The sequence below is a fragment of the Methanobacterium aggregans genome, assembly GCF_017874455.1.
GTDB classification, from domain to species: Archaea; Methanobacteriota; Methanobacteria; order Methanobacteriales; family Methanobacteriaceae; genus Methanobacterium_C; species Methanobacterium_C aggregans.
In genome coordinates, this window is sequence record NZ_JAGGLN010000001.1 from 205704 (window position 1) to 223873 (window position 18170).

The 18170-nt window shown below is 36.8% G+C and carries 18 protein-coding genes; 12 read left to right on the forward strand and 6 right to left on the reverse strand.

From position 1 onward, the window contains the following. Positions 1-104 precede the first annotated feature (104 nt). From J2756_RS01015 to J2756_RS01025, 3 genes are all read right to left on the reverse strand, one after another. Complete coding sequence (locus tag J2756_RS01015) at positions 105-587, reverse strand: metal-dependent hydrolase (protein WP_209581372.1); 483 nt, start codon at positions 585-587, stop codon at positions 105-107. Next, the gene (locus tag J2756_RS01020; RefSeq protein WP_209581375.1) at positions 588-1076 is read right to left on the reverse strand and encodes a hypothetical protein; all 489 of its coding nucleotides are present in this window, start codon (positions 1074-1076) and stop codon (positions 588-590) included. A gap of 346 nt (positions 1077-1422) precedes the next feature. Next, on the reverse strand, positions 1423-1641 hold the full coding sequence (locus J2756_RS01025; RefSeq protein ID WP_209581377.1) for a hypothetical protein: 219 nt from the start codon (positions 1639-1641) through the stop codon (positions 1423-1425). Positions 1642-2144: 503 nt separating this feature from the next. Here J2756_RS01025 and J2756_RS01030 point away from each other — a divergent pair. From J2756_RS01030 to J2756_RS01040, 3 genes are all read left to right on the forward strand, one after another. Beyond that, a complete protein-coding gene (locus tag J2756_RS01030; RefSeq protein ID WP_209581379.1) occupies positions 2145-2459 on the forward strand; it encodes a DUF2769 domain-containing protein in 315 nt (104 codons plus the stop codon). Positions 2460-2779: 320 nt separating this feature from the next. After that, complete coding sequence (locus tag J2756_RS01035) at positions 2780-3208, forward strand: hypothetical protein (protein WP_209581381.1); 429 nt, start codon at positions 2780-2782, stop codon at positions 3206-3208. A gap of 399 nt (positions 3209-3607) precedes the next feature. Continuing rightward, positions 3608-4021 carry an EVE domain-containing protein gene (locus J2756_RS01040; RefSeq protein ID WP_281063368.1) on the forward strand — a complete coding sequence of 138 codons (414 nt, stop codon included), beginning with the start codon at positions 3608-3610 and terminating at the stop codon, positions 4019-4021. Between the two features lie 89 nt (positions 4022-4110). Here the strand turns inward: J2756_RS01040 and rnc are convergent, their stop codons facing one another. Further along, the gene (rnc, locus tag J2756_RS01045; protein WP_209582277.1) at positions 4111-4764 is read right to left on the reverse strand and encodes a ribonuclease III; all 654 of its coding nucleotides are present in this window, start codon (positions 4762-4764) and stop codon (positions 4111-4113) included. A 204-nt stretch (positions 4765-4968) separates the two neighbouring features. Here rnc and J2756_RS01050 point away from each other — a divergent pair, with 204 nt between their 5' ends. From J2756_RS01050 to J2756_RS01060, 3 genes are all read left to right on the forward strand, one after another. Further along, positions 4969-5688: a HEAT repeat domain-containing protein gene (locus J2756_RS01050; protein ID WP_209581386.1), complete on the forward strand. Its 720-nt coding sequence runs from the start codon at positions 4969-4971 to the stop codon at positions 5686-5688. 124 nt (positions 5689-5812) lie between these two features. Continuing rightward, on the forward strand, positions 5813-6892 hold the full coding sequence (locus J2756_RS01055) for a hypothetical protein (RefSeq protein WP_209581389.1): 1080 nt from the start codon (positions 5813-5815) through the stop codon (positions 6890-6892). 20 nt (positions 6893-6912) lie between these two features. After that, complete coding sequence (locus J2756_RS01060; RefSeq protein ID WP_209581392.1) at positions 6913-7326, forward strand: hypothetical protein; 414 nt, start codon at positions 6913-6915, stop codon at positions 7324-7326. Positions 7327-8026: 700 nt separating this feature from the next. On the opposite strand, the gene J2756_RS01065 is transcribed toward J2756_RS01060, so the two are convergent. Continuing rightward, positions 8027-9127: an acyltransferase family protein gene (locus J2756_RS01065; protein WP_209581395.1), complete on the reverse strand. Its 1101-nt coding sequence runs from the start codon at positions 9125-9127 to the stop codon at positions 8027-8029. 346 nt (positions 9128-9473) lie between these two features. Here J2756_RS01065 and J2756_RS01070 point away from each other — a divergent pair, with 346 nt between their 5' ends. From J2756_RS01070 to J2756_RS01080, 3 genes are all read left to right on the forward strand, one after another. After that, on the forward strand, positions 9474-10727 hold the full coding sequence (locus J2756_RS01070; RefSeq protein ID WP_245315865.1) for an ATP-binding protein: 1254 nt from the start codon (positions 9474-9476) through the stop codon (positions 10725-10727). Between the two features lie 103 nt (positions 10728-10830). Further along, positions 10831-11406: a type 1 glutamine amidotransferase family protein gene (locus J2756_RS01075; protein WP_209581400.1), complete on the forward strand. Its 576-nt coding sequence runs from the start codon at positions 10831-10833 to the stop codon at positions 11404-11406. 579 nt (positions 11407-11985) lie between these two features. Continuing rightward, on the forward strand, positions 11986-14121 hold the full coding sequence (locus J2756_RS01080; protein WP_209581402.1) for a beta strand repeat-containing protein: 2136 nt from the start codon (positions 11986-11988) through the stop codon (positions 14119-14121). 207 nt (positions 14122-14328) lie between these two features. On the opposite strand, the gene J2756_RS01085 is transcribed toward J2756_RS01080, so the two are convergent. Beyond that, on the reverse strand, positions 14329-14697 hold the full coding sequence (locus J2756_RS01085) for a hypothetical protein (RefSeq protein WP_209581405.1): 369 nt from the start codon (positions 14695-14697) through the stop codon (positions 14329-14331). A 1116-nt stretch (positions 14698-15813) separates the two neighbouring features. Between J2756_RS01085 and J2756_RS01090 the strand changes: the two genes are divergently transcribed. The 3 genes from J2756_RS01090 (at position 15814) to J2756_RS01100 (ending at position 18068) form a co-directional block, all read left to right on the forward strand. Beyond that, positions 15814-16590, forward strand: a complete 777-nt coding sequence (locus J2756_RS01090; RefSeq protein WP_209581408.1) for a winged helix-turn-helix domain-containing protein — start codon at positions 15814-15816, stop codon at positions 16588-16590. 92 nt (positions 16591-16682) lie between these two features. Beyond that, positions 16683-17498, forward strand: a complete 816-nt coding sequence (locus J2756_RS01095; RefSeq protein ID WP_209581410.1) for an ATP-binding protein — start codon at positions 16683-16685, stop codon at positions 17496-17498. Positions 17499-17708: 210 nt separating this feature from the next. Continuing rightward, the gene (locus J2756_RS01100; RefSeq protein ID WP_209581413.1) at positions 17709-18068 is read left to right on the forward strand and encodes a VOC family protein; all 360 of its coding nucleotides are present in this window, start codon (positions 17709-17711) and stop codon (positions 18066-18068) included. The last annotated feature ends 102 nt before the right edge of the window (positions 18069-18170 follow it).

Sequence of the window (18170 nt, forward strand, 5' to 3'; positions counted from 1 at the left end):
CTACTATATTTATCAATTAATGTTGCATAACTTCAAAATTAGAGATTTAGGGATATGCTTATTTAATTATATTTAATAAATTCAAATGTGAAAATATGATGAATTTAAAGATGAAAATCTTTTCTCCCATCCCAGAACCTCCCAAATAGGTAAACCACCACTGCAATCAAAACAGCGATAAAGGTCACACCGTAATCTGCACTGGTTGTAAGTCCCAGCTGCCAGTAATTCCAGCTAAAAGGGAAGAGAAGGTACATGCCGCCTGTAAGGTGCATGAGGATGAGATCCAGGCAGTAGTGGGTTGCAACACCCAGTGAGAGGAAGAGAAATGCATTCTTCCGCTCAGGGAAGAGAAGTGCAATGATACCTGCCAGTGTGAGGGATCCAGTTGGGATGTGAACCGCCTCAAGGTAATCCCAGACATCCAGACCCAGAAACTTCAATCCCAGGGCCAGCTTCACCATATCTGGTATCAGAGCACCCACCATAACGATCATGGTGTTTTCAGGGCTGAAACTTTTAAAACGGAATCTGAGAATCCTGCAGATGGTCCATGCAACTGCAAGATGTGTTACCCAGTCCGGCATTTACCTCAACCTCCGAAATTCCATCCTGGAAATATTAAAACGCCAGTAACGCCTGAAAAGAAGTATGAAAATTATTATAACCAGGAACGAGCGCAGAAGCATGAACTTGTAATCAAAATCTGTTATAAGAAGGATTTTAGATGCTTTAACAGTGTAATTGGGCATTAAGGTTCCAAGCACTTCACCTTCATCTCCAACTTTCACTTCATGGTTTGATACAACGTGGTAGTTCACAGCAGTGCCATGGTAGTTGTCTGAGAGGAGAAAACCATCCCCGTATATCATAGTAACCCTACCAGAAACTGAAACAGTTTCTCCAAGGGGGTAATCCTTGAGTATCATGCTGCTGTCAGGGTGTTCAAGGTGTGCCTGGTAGTTGGTGTTGTAGTAAAGGCACAGGAACATTAGTAGAATCATTAAAATTGTGAAAATAAATGCACGACTTTTTAAAATAATTTTAATGCTTCTTTTGGCGTTAAATGAACTCATTGGTAATCACGAATTCCCTTTTTGAAAGATGGTTCAATGCATCGATCTTATATTTTGCCTTGAAAAAAATGAAGATCATTAGGTTGATGTTTAAGTCTTAGATTTAATATTGACTTAATCTTATAAAAATAGATATTTTAGAATTAAAAATTATTTCAGTAAACCTTTTTAATATAAAAATTAGGATTCAAATCAAAGTATTTTTAATGAAAATGTTTTAAATATTTCTAAAAAATAAAATAAAGATTCTAAAAAGATAAATAATGATTCAAATCGTTGTAATTTAAACTATCAATGTTATAACACTGCAATCTATAAAACGAAAAATCATTTACAACCTTTTTAATTATTCTGCTGCACTGGTTAGCTGGTATGCATCGTATGCTGCGTATAACGCGAATAGGAATGATATTATACCTATCATGGAGCTTATAGCGCCTACTAACAGACCGAGTACTATTGCAACTACAAGGAATATTAAACCTTTCTTAGTTTCACCAGCAATGATCTGACCTAATCCAGGAATTATGAAAGAAAGTATTGCTGCTATTATTGGGTTAACCATACGTTTCACCTCCCTCTCTTTTTGATACAAGTTATGCGTGTACTTTTATATTTAACTAGTTCTATATGGATAAATCTTTCGGTGATGCATAAAAATGCAGTTATTTTAAAAGAAACAGTATCTATATCTATTAAATTTCATATGCATCTGAAATATTAATTTAATATAAATTCCAGAGGATTTACTACTGTTTTGGTGTATTGAACTTGGGGATAGAATTCATTAAACTGGAAGATTCAAAATCTGCAGCAGAAAAAGCCACAAAGAAGCTTTAAAATCCTCGGATACACTCGTTTTGTCCATGATTTTCTTAACTGAGAGCTAAAACCCGGAAATCGTTATAAAAACTGCTAAAAAATTATTCAGGGGCTTTTAAACTAAAAACTATTACATGGCTGATTTTTTAAGGGACACCCAGAATCTTTCCATTATAAAAAAAATTCCAACTACCAAATATACATACTTTTTAAAAAACATATTATTAAACAATGGGGGATGATATTATGGGTGAAGTGGAATTCAACAACGAGAATGTGATGAAATGCATGTGCTCGGGATGTCCTGTACAGGGTACAAGTGAATGTGTTAAGGGGAAACTGCAGAAGATGCAGGAGATAATGTCGGAAGACATAGATATTGCAACTGTCATTGGACCTGAAGATGTTCCTGGGCTTTACTGTGCAAGCAGTGAGGCAAGCTGCACGGATCTCTACTACCATGAAGAGTGCAAGTGTGCAGAATGTCCAGTGTTCAAGGAAAACGATCTCATGAGTGGTAAACCCGCAGGATACTACTGCAGGGATGGAAAGGCACTTTAAAACCTTATTTTTTTTATTTTTTTTAAAGAAGAAAAACTTTTTGATATTCCATATCAACCCGGGGGGGCTTAATTTTAACTTTAAAATCCCAAATGTTTCTAATTTGACCTTAAACCCTATTTTTAAATCCAAATTACGTTGTATCCCCTAATAAAAACGATTCTGAGTAACTCTTACAAAAGAGTAACTCTTACAAAAAGGTTGAGCATCTTAATTAATGATAATAAACAAAGTATATGTAGAAATTAAAAGGCGTCGTATGAATTATCAGATTTAGTATAATATTTTAATGTGTTGTCTTAAAAACTGGGGTCTTTAAAATGATCGGCAAAAAAGAACTTGTGGATATGATAGAAAACTCAGAATTAGAGAGGGTACCTGGATATAAGGATCTTTGGGAGAAACATATTTATTTAGACGATAATAATCTGTTGATCGTTGGCTATGAAGAGGAAGAGGCAACTGATAAACAAGATCCTAAAGAAGAAACTATTAAAAACTATTACTGGTATTGGGAGCTTAGAGATTCACAAACATGGGATGTTATATTTGAAGATCATGATAAAAAGTTTAGTTTTTGCGAATCTGAAATGGGAACCTACAGCGACCAAGATCGTATAGAAGACGTAGTTGGCGATATTGATGAGGCAGAAGTATGTGCCTGGAGTGAAAAAGACTTGATTGAAGATATTTCTGAAGATATCGCAGATAAAGTACTTGAATGGTTAAAAACTTTAAAAGAAAAGTAAATCTGATTTTCACGGTTAAACTGACCTCCATGATACTTTAACACATTCAACATCAAATTTTCAGGTTTTAAGGGAATCCGTTATGATCCTTTGTCTAAAATCTCTTTTCTAGGTTCAAATAACCAAATCCCAAGAGTAGAACCCATATGGTGGTATGAAATTTATTCTAAACTTCATTCACCACCAATGTAATATGATGTGCTTAAAATATAATAATTCCTGCAATGTTACCGATAATTAAAAGGGTATCCCCAACAATACATATACGTGTTGATGGTTTTTTTGGAGCAGACATTTTTTTCTGTTTTATCATGAGATCTTAATTGACATATTTGATCAATTATTACCTATTGATCAATTATTAAAATTGTAATTATAAAAAAAATATGAGGTGTTTGAATGGTTAATTATTGGCTTTGGGTATCTAAAGATGGTGGTATGGATGATAATGATGAAGTTGGTTCCAGTCAGAGATGGAATGGTTGTGATCACGATACAGAAATCGGAGATTATGCACTGATCTACAGGATATCACCCTACAAACATATTAAATATTTAGTAGAAATTACTAAAGACTCCTTTCTGAACACCAGTAAATTACCCGATGAAGAATATTACTGTGAATTCAAAATAGTATCTAATTTTGAAAATGAACTTGAATTAAAGGATATGAAAGAAGAAGAAGAATTAGCTGATTGGTATCCTCTAAAAAACAAATTCCATAAAAAGATGTTCCCAGTGGCTGAAGATTACTGGAAAATCTTAGAGGGAATGATCAAATCTAAAAATCAGCCACCAAAAGATGTTTCTTAAATTAACATCCCTTTTTTTGCCATATTTTGGATAGAATAGAAGTTTAAATCCCTTAAAACTGCAGATACATCTTCTAGGTTCTTTAAAATTCAAAGCTTGCGAAGTGCATTTTTGGCAGCATTTTGTTCTGCTTCTTTTTTACTCCCACCAGAACCTTTTCCGTAATTTTTACCGTTGATCATCACTACCATGGTGAAGGTTTTATTATGGGGTTCTCCTTCTTCCTGGATCAGCTCATAGTTTATATCAGCAGCGTCATGATCACATAACTGTTTCAACTCAGATTTATAATCATGAAAAAAAACATCCCCATTCTTTATATGTGGGAGCACTGTTTTTGAGAGAAATTCTTTCACAGTGTCCAGGCCATGATCAAGGTATAAAGCCCCAACAAAGGATTCAAACACATCACTTGTAACTGAATCAATTTCTCGTCTTGCTAATTTTTGACCAGTACCTATTTTTACATACTGATCCAGTCCTAATTCCATGGAATAACTATGGAGTGCTTTTTTACACACGTAATTGGAACGTGTACGGGTTAATTCTCCTTCAGTTAAATTAGGGCCCATGTTGTAGAGAAATTCAGACACCACCAGATCCAGTACTGAATCACCTAAAAATTCTAATCTTTCATAACATTCACTGAGGCCATTTTCATTTGAATAGGACTCATGAAGAAAGGCCAGATCATAGAGATGATTATCAACGGGTTTAATTGAAAATTTTTTCAGTAGCTGCATAGGTTTCAATATGTACCCTGGATAATTTACAGTTTATTAAAACTTGATCCTCAGATCTCATCTTAGGATAATTTATAATAACTGCATTAAAGAAATATTACTGGAATTGTTGAAGTGGTTTTTTCAATTCGTTGTTATAGGTAAAAAAACTCATAAACTTAAATGGAATTTGAAATTTCTGCATGGAAAGGGGGAATAGTTCGTATGGTTTCCATTTCTGATCTGGAGAAAATGAGGGATAAGAGGGATATTCCAAACCTTATAAAAGTATTGGATGTAACCGAAGACAAAAAGGCTCGAGAAAAGGCTGCTTACATCCTGGGTGATATAAGGGCTGAAGAAGCTGTGAAACCTCTGATCTCAGTATTAAAGGATGATCACTGGCCTATTCGTAAGGCCGCTACTCTGTCTCTAGGCAGAATTGGGGATAAAAGGGCAGTTGAACCTTTAATCAAGGTTTTAGGGGATGATTACTGGCACGTTCGTGAGACAGCTGTCCTGGCTTTAGGTGCCATTGGAGACAAACGGGCTGTGGAACCCATTATAATGGCCTTAAAAGACGGCTCTTTAAACGTTAAATGTGAGGTGGTGGATGCTCTTGGAGTTTTAGGTGACAAAAGGGCTTTGGAGCCGTTAATGGATATTTTAAAGGAAGAGGATTACATCTTACGGGCCTGCACTGTAACTTCACTGGGTAAAATAGGTGATAACCTGGCTGTCAAGGTTCTTTTAAATTCTTTGGAAGATGAAAACTTCTTCGTCCGGGTAAACGCTGCCAATGTCCTGGCAACCATAGGTGATGAAACTGCACTTCCAACCCTTCAGGAGGCCTTAGATAATTCAAAGGGAGAATCCCATGAATTTGAAAGAGCTCTTAAGGAAGCCATGAATAAGATCAGTGCAAGAAAAAAGAAGAAAGCTTAAAAATATTTTTTTTTATTATAAATTCTCTAGAAACCTATTTTTTCATGAACCCTTGAAATTTGGGTATAAATTGGGAAAACTGTATTATAACGAGAAGTTTCATAATTGATCCCAGGGATTTATTATGAACACGAAAAAAATGGCAATTTGTTCTGTGATCATGGTACTGGGGATCCTTGGATCCTATTCTCTTATTGATAATGCAATGACAGAGACCAATGCTGCCACCAATAATCAAAACCAAACTTCAAGTAATACAGTTTCAGCTGCAACGAGTACAGAAACCACAACTGTTAACGGTGGAACAGTGCCGGAAAAACCCGGTGGAAGCAACTCATCTGGATCAGCACCTCCTGGTGGTTCACAAGCACCTGGAGGTGCATCCCAGGACAGCAGTGCAAATGTTGTGACTGCAGGTGCCTACGTTGTGGATGGTACAAAAACTGCTGATTCATTTAATCATGCAGTGGGAGAATTCCTGGCAATGTTTGGAATGGGCTGGTACGATATAAGCGAAACAGGGAAAACCTACACCAGCACAGTAAGCGACCAATCAGCCATTGTTGTAAATGGAAGTGGATCACTCAGCATAGATGGGGCAACAGTTACCAAGAATGCAGGTACAGCATCCAGTGAAGAAAACAGTAATTTCTACGGAGTAAACGCAGCGCTACTTGCAAAAAACGGTAGCAAACTAAAGGTAACCAACACCAAGATAACAACTGGTGTGGATGGAGCTAACGCAATCTTTGCAACTGGAAACAACTCCAAAATAGTAACCACGGCAAACTCCTCAAGGGGATTGGATGCAACCTACGGTGGAACCATAATAGTAAACAACATCAAAATAACAACCAGCGGAGCCCACTGCGCAGCACTAGCAACGGATCGTGGAGAAGGAACAGTAACTGTAACTGATGGAGTGTTGAAAACCCGGGGAGAAGGATCACCTGGAATCTACTCAACAGGAACCATAACAGGAACCGACTTAACATCCACGGCTACAGGAAGTGAAGCAGCGGTGATCGAAGGTAAAAACAGCGTAACCCTTACCAACTCAGATATAACAGGATACAAAAAGTACGGTGTGATGATCTACCAGAGCACATCTGGAGATGCAGCAGAGGGAGAGGGAACCTTTAACATGACTGGTGGATCGATAACTGCCAAAACAGACCCCTATTTTACTCAACCAACACCATAGCAACCATTAACCTAGAAAATGTGAAACTAACAGGAAACAGCACACTCCTGAAAGCAGGTGCAGACAGCTGGGGAACCAGTGGTTCAAACGGAGCAAATGTAACATTGAACGCTAAAAAGCAGGTATTAAGCGGTTCAGTTGAAGCAGACAGCATCAGCTCCTTAACCTTAAATATCCTAGACGGCAGTAAACTCACAGCCACCATCAACGCTAACAACACAGCACAATCAGTTGTACTGAATCTATCCTCAGATTCAACATGGACTGTAACTGGAAACTCCTACCTAACAGGACTAACAGATGCAGACAGCAGCCTCTCCAACATAGACGACAATGGATACACTGTATACTACGACAAATCAAACTCAAAAAACAGCTGGCTCAATGGAAAAACAGTAACACTGAAAGACGGTGGAAAACTCACACCAATTTGATCTTGTTAAGGGATAAACATGTTTTTTCCCTTAAATATTTCTTTTTTAATGTTTCATCAAATTACAAAAAAAATTCACGCATATGATGTGTTCTTGGATAAATTGAAAATCTGTAAAATAATATTTAATTTATATACATTCTTAATCATGTTATTTGTCTTCAGTGAAATTAAACTTTTTTCTAAAATTTAGTTAAAATACTCTAAATGGATCAGTAGGGCTATATCTACCGATCAATTTACTCCAATTTCTCTTAGATTTATTTTATATGATTTTTTTGAATTTAATTAATAAAATATGGGTTGAAATCTTCATTTTGTTATATCATGATTTCGTAACCTGTGGGCTATTGTTCATGCTACTTTGTTATAGGCTGGTTTGGTAACCGTGGGATAAGTAAAAGTTCACTTCTTCGTTATATCATGGTTTAACGAAATTAAATTTCATATAAATTTCGCGAAAAAATGAATATTGAAACTTATTATAGTCCCATACATGTTAAAAATCACCATATTTTTTAAATAAGTTTAATAATAACTTTTATTTGAATTTAGAACTTAATTAATCTTTGAACTATTGTTTTTTGCAAACCTTCTAAATATTGGTAATACTATGGATTTTTTAAGGTGTTATCAGATTTTGATAAAACAAAGAAGTGGGACAATATTTGTTGCCCGGGGCTTAATAAGGAGGAATGTTTTTAGCCTTTGATTCCAAAGAGGAATCTGACCCCCTTGATCCTTCTGACCACTTCAATGGTGGCTATGGTGAATACGAAACTCAACGCCATTGTGAGGATTACTTGGAGGGCCATCATGCTGGGTACCCATCCAATGATATAGTAGGCAAAGAGGTTGACCCATATTATGTGGAAAATGTAGATGGGGAAGGATGCTGCTGAAAGGTAGAGTGTTTTAGGGGTTTTGAATTCCAGGTAATGTTTACCCATTCCCATCACACCCAGGACTCCCAGCCACAGGATAACATTGGCGTAGAGTTTCATCAGGAATAATGATATTATCAAGGTGGATGTGGCAGCACTGGCAGCGTCTCCCGATGAACTTAGGATAGATAATGCCATTACCACATATATCACGGTTAAAACCACAAAGGAGATGAAAAGTGGCCATCTTTTATCTTCCAGTTTTTCCTGCACACTGTCATCCGACAGTAAGAAGTAGCCGGCAAGAAAGAGTAATAAGAACTGTACTATGCTTTTATCCGGATATAAATTGAGGAAAAAGCTACCAATAGTCAGGGGGATAATCCCCAGTAATAGTTTAGGCACGGTCACTTTTTCTAGGGGTATTCTCCATTTCCCTTTTTTGTATTTCATGATAAGGGGCAGGGCCACCACGGAGATTATGAAGAGGTATAACAGGAACCATAGGGGGCCTACAATTATCCCGTTCGCCAGGTTCTCCAGGGGATGGCTGAAAATAGATAGCCAGAGGGAGGGGAAACTCCCGGTGTATCCACTGTAAAGGAAGCCAAAGTAAACACTCACGGGTATTACCAGAATAGCACCGGCCACTGTGGGGAGGAGGAGTTTTGATACTCTTTCTTTCAGGTACTGCTTTGCATCCCTCCTTTTCAGAGAATAGTAAGTGGCGATACCTGCAATGGCAAAGAGTAGTTGCATGAACCAGGGTGCGAAGGTTAAGATAAAAGCATTGGCAATACTTGAGTTGGCAACGTGGAAGTAGTATGATCCAATGCTGCTGTACATAAGTAACACATGATAGGGGAACAGGATCAAAATTATAAGCCAACGTAGATTATCAAGATAATATTTTCTCATTTTATAACTCTCCTAGTAACAAGTTTAGTAACAGATTATCTTCAAAAAGATAGAAGACCACATTTTACTCCTTATAGAAATATTGGGAGTATGTAATCCTTCTATAATTAGAATGATGCGTTTATCCATAGTAATATCTTTAGAAGTTAATATAATTTGTTATAAAATGAAAAACAAAAAATTTAATAGATTTATACACTAATATTATTTAAAACTTTATTTTAAATCATTGATGAAGGCAGATTCTGCTGGGTTTTTTAAAAAGTTTATACAAATTAGGAGACAATTAATGCATCACTTGACATCTAAATTGGTGATTTACAAAAATATCAACAAAGATAGTATCTTGTTTAGATTATCCAATATCTGCCAACGATTTGAGGCAGAGGACTATGTGATGGAAGATCTGATTTCAGATATTTATATCGAAATCAATCGTCTGCTTGATATTTCAACGCTTTATGGCTTTGACAAAAATTTGTGGCACAATTATCTGGCTTTTATTCTATTCATGACTGAAAACCCCTTTACCCTTGTTTCGGAAAAAGTTGGAACCAACGAAGGTACCGTAAATAAATTTGCCAGGAACGATTTTGGCATCTTCAAGCAATTGTTTGACTACGACTTTTCTAAAATAGAAAAGGAACTGGACATTGACTGCTTTACGATTATCACGAATTATAATGCTGTGGTGAAAAGTGAACAGATCTTCAACAAGAGCGTAAGTGAAAAAGTTCAAAAACTCAGTTATGCCATTGAACAGGCTAAAGATGACGAGGAGCTATACAAAATCGTTACAGATTTCTACAAAGCATATGGTGTTGGAGAATTGGGACTAAATAAAGCTTTTCGTATTTCAACTGATGATAAGTCCGGAATCCTTTGCCCCATCACAACGACCAGTGACATGATACTGGATGATCTGGTTGGCTATGAATCCCAAAAGAAAGAACTGGTGCAGAATACAGAAGCCTTCGTTGAAGGGCGCAAAGCAAACAACGTTCTTCTCTATGGTGATGCCGGCACTGGCAAATCTGCAAGCATAAAGGCAATCCTAAATCAGTATTACAGCCGCGGTCTCCGCATGATAGAGGTCCACAAACACGAATTCAAGGAACTACCAAAGGTCATTGCAGCCATAAAAAACAGAAACTATCGTTTTATAATTTATATGGACGATCTGTCTTTTGAAGAGTTCGAAATTGAGTATAAATATTTGAAGGTAGTTATGGAGGGTGGTTTAGAGACAAAACCTGAAAACGTACTCATCTATGCAACATCCAACAGGCGCCATTTGATCCGGGAAACTTGGAGTGATAATTCGGATATGTCCCAGGATGAACTGCATCGTTCCGAGACTGTGAATGAAAAACTATCCCTGGCGGCGCGGTTCGGCGTGACAATTGGTTACTACAATCCCCAGAGGAAAGAATATTTCAACATAGTCACAACGCTTGCAAGGCGACACCCTGAAATCAAACTGGCAGATGAAGAACTGAGATCGGCAGCAAGTAAATGGGAAATGCGTCATGGTGGAATGTCAGGACGTACAGCACAGCAGTTCATAGATTCATTGCTTGGAGCTCTTGATCCATCTTGATTCGTTTTTAGAAGATAAAATATTTCTATACAAAATATCTAATGAATGTAATTTTATTTGATGAAATTGTGACTCAAACAATTGTATTAATGTAGGTAATTCCATGAGAACAGCATATCTATTGGTATTTAACGGTTTATCTGATTGGGAACCCGGCTTAGCAGTGGCTGAAATCAACAAATCACGAGATTATACTGTAAAAACAGTTGGTTTCAACGAAGACACCATAGTGACCATGGGCGGGGTTTCTATAATTCCAGATTGCACCATTGATGAAATTGATTACAGTAATGCTGCTATTATCATTTTGCCAGGTGGAGAAATGTGGGAAAACGATCCAGTGACGGATCTGGTTCCTGTGGTTGAAAAATTCATAAAGAAGGGTATACCCGTTGCAGCCATCTGTGGAACAACTGTTTTTTTAGCCAGACACGGATTTCTTGAGGACATCAAACACACCAGTAATGGGAAATCATACCTTCAGAACTTAGTAGGAAAATATAAGGGTAATGATCTGTACGTTAACAAGCCCTCTGTTTCTGATAATGGGATAATTACCGCCAATGGAATTGCTTCTCTGGAATTTGCCAGAGATGTGCTTGGTGAACTTGGTGTTTATGATAAGGATACCTTAAACGTGTGGTATGATTTTTTTAAAAATCCACAGTTGAATGAATAACACTTTTGCTTCTCATCTAAACCCCATTTTCTCCTGAACTGTAGCTTCTCTTCAGCATTCATCCAATGACTACCATCACAATATAATTTGTTATCTGATTTTTCACATCAACCGGTTACTTGCCTAATACAGAATGGCATCAGAGGAGTCTATTGGGAAAGGTTTGGGTACTCTCTTTTTTTTTTATATTATGTGTTTTTGTGAATAGTTCTGTTTGTTGTGGTTGAACAGTTTTCGTGTTTATTGGATATTTTTTGTATTCATTTATCAATTTAGAGGGTAATATATCATTTTTGTTTTCATATTCCAATTAATATATTGTAAAACTGTTTAATTTAAAGTGTTATCTCATATGGAGTTGATATTTATTGTAAATTGTTTTTATTCGCTTTAATTAGCCGTATTTTTAGGATAAAATCAGAAGTTTTATTTACTGTGAATGTATTATGTTGATTTGGATATGATACTATGATAATATTTTATCCAGAACGAGCATGAAGGAGGTGAAAAAGACCAATGGAAACCAAAAACAAACAAATAATCATTAAATTTCCTTTATTATTGTTAATGTGTGTGGTGTTGTTCTCTTTTGGTGTTAGTGCTGTAAGTGCAGCTGGTACAGATAATTCCACAATCTATGTTAATACACAAGGAGATGACACATGGGATGGATTATCTCCAGTTTATAATACTACAAGCGGGCCAAAAAAGACTATAACAAATGCCACAGGCACGGTAGCAGTAAATGGAACAGTTCACATAGCACAGGGAACCTATAATGAATCTGGAATAAACATCAACCAGAACATGACCATCACGGGTGAAAACCAGGACAACACTATAATCAACGGACAACAAAGTGGAAACAGTATATTCTACGTAGGACCTGGAATAACAGTTACCATAACCAACCTAACACTAAGAAACAGCACTGCATTTAATGGTGGAGCGATCTACAATCAGGGTAATTTAACAGTGACAAACTGCACACTCACAGGCAACACTGCAACAAATTATGGTGGAGCAATCTACAATGAGGGTAGTTTAACAGTTACAAATTCCACATTAACAGGCAACACCGCAAGTAATGGTGGAGCAATTACTAATATGAATGGTAATTTAACAGTAACAAGCACCATAATTAACAACAACGTAGCCAATGATGGTGGAGCAATCAGCAATTATGGTAATTTAACAGTAACAAACTCCCTAATTAACAACAACAGTGCAGCATCTTACGGTGGAGCCATAGAAAATTATGGAACTTTAACTTTAACTAAAAGCACACTCACAGGCAACAGTGCATCATCTTCCGGTGGAGCGATCTTCAATGCGATGATGGGTACTTCAACAGTTACAAACTGTACACTCACAGGCAACAGTGCATCATTTACCGGTGGAGCAATCTTCAATGGTGGTGGTAGTAGTGTAACAGTTACAAATTCCACACTCACAGGCAACACTGCAACAAATTATGGTGGAGCGATCTACACTTATGGTGATGTAAGAGTTACAAACTGCACACTTAAGAACAACACTGCAAGAAATAATGGTGGAGCAATCTGCAATGATGGAGGTAATGTAACAGTTACAAATTCCACACTTAGTAAGAACAATGCAACAAATGGTGGAGCAATCTTCAATAGCTATTATCTTACTTTAACAGTTACAAACTGCACACTCGCAGGCAACAGCGCAACAAATGGTGGAGCGATCTACAATCGTAACTATCAGGTTACGGTTGTTAGTTTTAGTAGTATCGTGAATAACACTGCAAGTCTTGGTAGTGCTATTTATAATGAATATGGTGTTATAGATGCTAAGTACAATTGGTGGGGTTCTAATGATCCTGTGTGGGCAAATCTCATATATCAAATGTCAAATCCCATAAACTGGTTATACATGACAATAAATACAACACCAACTATTATTAACAACACTCAAAGCAGTTTAGTCACAGTTAGCTTCAACAACGTCTGTGATGGCACTACGTTTACTTCATTCGATCCTAGTACAGGTCACATACTTGATGGAACACTTGTAACCTACAGCAGTACTTTGGGAAGTTTCAATCCTGCAACCGCCACAACGGTTAATGGTATTGCAACATCAATATTCACTGCAAAACACGGAGGAACAGGTAATCTCAATGCAACTACAGATAATCAAACAGTTATGCAGCTCTTAACTGTGAATCCTGTATCGTACCTGTACTTGAACACTACAACATCCAAAAAGAACCCAACTGCTGGTGAAACCTTTATATTGACCTATAAATTGGGTAACAGTGGACCAGATGCTGCAAGTAACGTGACCATAACCATACCTGTACCTGAGAACTTTGAAATATCCAAGATATCTGGTGATGGTAGTTGGATCTACAATGAAACGATGAGAACGATAACCTGGACATTAGTGAACGTTCCAAAGGGTGATCCTTACCTTTACATCACAGGAAAAACCACAAGAGCAGGAGTCTACTCATTTGGTTCATCAATAACTTCAGATACCTACAACATCAACACAGAGGGCGTAACTCCATTAACCATCAATGCAGCAAGCAGTACAAATACAAACAGCACAACAGACAACACAGCCTCAGTGAACGCAGCAAGCAACACAGTAACAATGCAGAATACAGGTATGCCAATAGCAGGACTAGTACTGGCTATTCTAGCTGTTCTTGGAGGAATGTTCACACCAAGAAAAAAATAAACCCCATTTAACCTTTTTTTATTCTTTTTTTTAAGGATCAAGATACTGAATTGTGCACGCAAAGAAGGAGCTTTAATTTTGAATTCTACATTAAAAGGTGAATTACTACTTTCATAGTTGGATAATGATAACCAGAATGTCAACTATCATGTAACCTAAATTCCAATTTTTTTCTTTTCCTGTACATTCTTAGGCAACCACCAATAACTATGGGGATGATTTTTTTAGCTTGTGATACCTTTTAAAACCATAGAACCATCTTATTGACCAGAGGATGTGAAATGCAGCCCACCAGAAAATTCCAATAAAATACACAATGACCCCTAAAAAGATGTTAATAAATGCTACCAGTAAGAAAAGAATGGGATTTCTGTAAAAAAATGAGGTAACTCCAATAAATTCTTGTATACTTGATGAGAAGAGGATGGTTGGACTAACACCTATCAGGATCCATATTACTAGGGCAAAAAATCCTATAATGATCCTTACCACGGCTCTGGCGGGTGATAACTGTTTTTCCAGCTGTGAGGATAATTCCTTCTCCTTGTTAACTCTGTCCTTTTTACTTTCTTTCAACTAATTACACCACGATTACCTATTAAAAATCAAGGATATTGATAACCTATTTATTTTCCATCCATTGCGCTTTGTACTGAAATCATTTTTATCTAAGCATGAAAAATAGGAAAAAAGTAGGGAAGTTTTATGATGTCCACTCACAATTCAGCCAATGGTCCCTTTAATGCCCATGAAACACCTGTTCAGCTTCTGAATAGGTACACTCCGTATACGAGTAGGATTACGACCATGATCCAGTACAAATACAATATGAAATTAGGTAGTGCCAGATACAGTATTGCTAACAGAACAGCCACAACAATCATCAATAAACCAGTGTTTTTTTCGTTCACAGTTAGACCTCCAAATATCTTTAATAATATATTAGGATTGTATATGTTATATTTTTTTTGCAGAAGTTATGCTGTTCTTTAAAACTTCAAAAACCTCATTCTGGATCCATTGGGGTTAGATGTTTGCACTCATTTTCAATTAAAAAAATTTCACATCCATTTCATTTTTTTTCCTGTTATCCATTCTGGCATACAATCACCATGATAACTATAATGAATTAGAAAGGTGTACTCAATCGTCAGTAAAATATACTAACTACAGTTTTATAGATTGGTACTAGAAAGAGTATTCTGTTAATATGAGCTTTGAAAATTTTGATGAATAACCTGTTAATGAAAAATTGAATAAAAAAAGGATAGTTTATTTGAAAAATAAAAAATAGTTTTAAGTAAAAAAAATCAAATTTGAACTTAATTTAAGTGTAATTATTCTTCTACGTCAACAAGCTCGCCGTATTCAAGTTCAAGCTGGCAACCTTTAGGACCGCAGCAGAAGTGCTGTAATTCAAACTGTACTAACACTATTTCACCTCCTTTGAACAAAGGATATACTCTATCAAGACTTTGAAAGAGATTTTATTATTTTTTTTTGACTGGAAACTATCTGGTTTTTTCTTAAAGAAACTTCAGAAACATTTCCTTCAACAACTTAATATTGGCCCGGTAGGTATATGTATTTGATCGTCAGAAAAGTGTATCGAACTACAGTTTTATACACAAAACTAACCTTTGAAGTTTATGTAGAAACCTTTATTATGGTTGTTTAATATAAAATTGAATAATGAAAGCAGAAGTTGACAGTGCCACTGAGATCACTGAGTTAAAATCCAAGCTGGATCTCATGCACAGGGATATAAAGCGGATGATGGAAAATTCCAACAAAGAATACCTTGATCTCATGCTAAAAAACCTTAAAAAGGATTTTTTAAACTGCATAACTGCCCATATTTCAGAGGACATTGAAAACAGCCTTGAGAGGGGAATGGTTGAGAAGTGCCAGATGAGGGAAACCTGCAAATCCAAGTTCACAGAGCTTCTGGAAAGGAATGCTGACCTAATAAAACAGGATAAAGTTCCAGAGACCCAAGTAACCGAGTCCAAAGGGGAATTGAATAATTTAAGGGCTGAAGCACCCTTCAATAAATGTGATGTCTGCTTTTTGGAGGTTACAGATGTCTTTGAAAAACAGCTGAAACTCATGCGATCCCTACACATTTACAACGGGCCCGAAGAGATTAAAATGGATATATCTGACATATCAGAGGATATTCTGGTCAGGGATGTCTTTGAACCCCTCTCAAACAGGCAGAGACTTCAGATAATGAAGGCAGTTGCAGTGGAAACCAAAACCTTCACATCCTTATCCCAGCTCACAGGATTAAGGGGAGGAAACCTTATTTTCCACATTCAAAAGCTCCTGGATAGCAATATGATAATTCAGAGACATGAACGCGGTGATTACATGATCACAGAGAAGGGCTACAAAATCCTGAAGACAGTATCCCAAATTGGATGCATGTTTGAGGATGCTCCAGAGCCTGAAACATTAAAAGCATAATCATATGTGTGATCCAAATCATTAAAAGTATAAATTTATATAATACTTTTGTTCTATACTAATAAAACAAATGATGGGTTTAGGTGATACTCATGAAGAGAGATGTTATCAGGATCAACGAGGAAAAGTGCACAGGTTGTGGAGATTGCATTCCAGGATGTCCCGAGGGAGCCCTGCAGGTAATAGATGGAAAGGCCAGACTCATCAGCGACCTCTTCTGCGACGGGTTAGGGGCCTGCATTGGAACCTGCCCCCAGGGAGCAATAGAAATTGAGGAGAGAGAAGCAGAACCCTACGATGAGTCAAAAGTCATGGAAAATATTGTAAAAGCCGGACCCAATGTTATAAAGGCCCATCTGAAGCACCTCAATGATCACGGAGAGAAAAATCTTCTAAAGCAGGCAATTCATGTTTTAAATAATAAAGGCATTGATGTACCTGATTACGAAGAAGAGACATTAGCATGTGGCTGTCCAGGATCAATGACTCAGGATTTAACTAAAACACGGTCTGAAAATGTTGAAACTTCTGTGAAAATCAGTCCAGAACTTGGAAACTGGCCAATACAGCTCCAGCTTCTAAACCCAAACGTCCCCTACCTGAAACATGCGGATCTGTTGATAGCTGCTGACTGCGCACCATTTGCCTACCCCAACTTCCATCAGAGGTTTTTAAGGGACAAAGTTCTCATAATATTCTGTCCAAAGCTTGATCAGACCATAGACCAGTACGTTGATAAACTGGCTGAAATCTTCAAGAAGCAGGACATAAAATCCATCTCAATAGTGCACATGGAGGTTCCATGCTGTTCAGGTATTGAGGTTGTAGTTAAAAGGGCATTGGAAAAGGCCCAGAAGAACATTATCATCAAGGATTACACTATTTCCATAAATGGGGAAATAATATAGGTGTGAAAATTAAATAAATCTAATTTTTATCTCTTTTTTTTTAAAATCTAAATTTGCAATGAATTATTGGAGTGGATCTTAATGATTCTTTTTGATGTGTGTTTAACAAAACCATTATAATCCTATTAAAAACAAAAATTATACCATCAGATAGATCTGTATCAAACCAATTTTTATGGATTTCTTTCTTAAAAAAATGGGGTTGATAACATGTCAAAGGTTGTACACTTTGAGATACCTGCAGAGGATATGGAGAGAGCTTCTAAGTTCTATGAAAATGTGTTTGGATGGGAGATCACAAAATGGGAGGGTCCCTTTGATTATTGGCTCGTAAAAACTGGAGAAGAGGATGAGCCCGGTATTGGTGGGGCCATAATGCCCAAGGAATCAGGTGATGTAATCAGGAACGCCATCAGTGTTGATTCCTACGAGGAATTTGCCAAGAAAATTGAGATGGAAGGTGGAAAAATGCTCACTGAAAAAATGGGAGTTCCAGGTATTGGCTACACTGGATCCTTTCAGGATACAGAGGGGAACATCCTCCTGATAGTGGAGTTTAAGGTGGAGTGATCCCAATTCTTATTTTTTATCTAAATTTTTCATTAGTCTCTTAAAATTTAATCAACATTTAAATAAACTTTTTTTATAATTAATTTTTATTTATCTGAAGTT

What these genes read in the sequence shown, in the direction of transcription:
- J2756_RS01015 (WP_209581372.1), bottom strand. Translation starts at nt 587, where the DNA reads ATGCCGGACTGGGTAACACATCTTGCAGTTGCATGGACCATCTGCAGG.
- J2756_RS01020 (WP_209581375.1), bottom strand. Translation starts at nt 1,076, where the DNA reads ATGAGTTCATTTAACGCCAAAAGAAGCATTAAAATTATTTTAAAAAGT.
- J2756_RS01025 (WP_209581377.1), bottom strand. Translation starts at nt 1,641, where the DNA reads ATGGTTAACCCAATAATAGCAGCAATACTTTCTTTCATAATTCCTGGA.
- J2756_RS01030 (WP_209581379.1), top strand. Translation starts at nt 2,145, where the DNA reads ATGGGTGAAGTGGAATTCAACAACGAGAATGTGATGAAATGCATGTGC.
- J2756_RS01035 (WP_209581381.1), top strand. Translation starts at nt 2,780, where the DNA reads ATGATCGGCAAAAAAGAACTTGTGGATATGATAGAAAACTCAGAATTA.
- J2756_RS01040 (WP_281063368.1), top strand. Translation starts at nt 3,608, where the DNA reads ATGGTTAATTATTGGCTTTGGGTATCTAAAGATGGTGGTATGGATGAT.
- rnc (WP_209582277.1), bottom strand. Translation starts at nt 4,764, where the DNA reads ATGCAGCTACTGAAAAAATTTTCAATTAAACCCGTTGATAATCATCTC.
- J2756_RS01050 (WP_209581386.1), top strand. Translation starts at nt 4,969, where the DNA reads ATGGTTTCCATTTCTGATCTGGAGAAAATGAGGGATAAGAGGGATATT.
- J2756_RS01055 (WP_209581389.1), top strand. Translation starts at nt 5,813, where the DNA reads ATGAACACGAAAAAAATGGCAATTTGTTCTGTGATCATGGTACTGGGG.
- J2756_RS01065 (WP_209581395.1), bottom strand. Translation starts at nt 9,127, where the DNA reads ATGAGAAAATATTATCTTGATAATCTACGTTGGCTTATAATTTTGATC.
- J2756_RS01075 (WP_209581400.1), top strand. Translation starts at nt 10,831, where the DNA reads ATGAGAACAGCATATCTATTGGTATTTAACGGTTTATCTGATTGGGAA.
- J2756_RS01090 (WP_209581408.1), top strand. Translation starts at nt 15,814, where the DNA reads ATGAAAGCAGAAGTTGACAGTGCCACTGAGATCACTGAGTTAAAATCC.
- J2756_RS01095 (WP_209581410.1), top strand. Translation starts at nt 16,683, where the DNA reads ATGAAGAGAGATGTTATCAGGATCAACGAGGAAAAGTGCACAGGTTGT.
- J2756_RS01100 (WP_209581413.1), top strand. Translation starts at nt 17,709, where the DNA reads ATGTCAAAGGTTGTACACTTTGAGATACCTGCAGAGGATATGGAGAGA.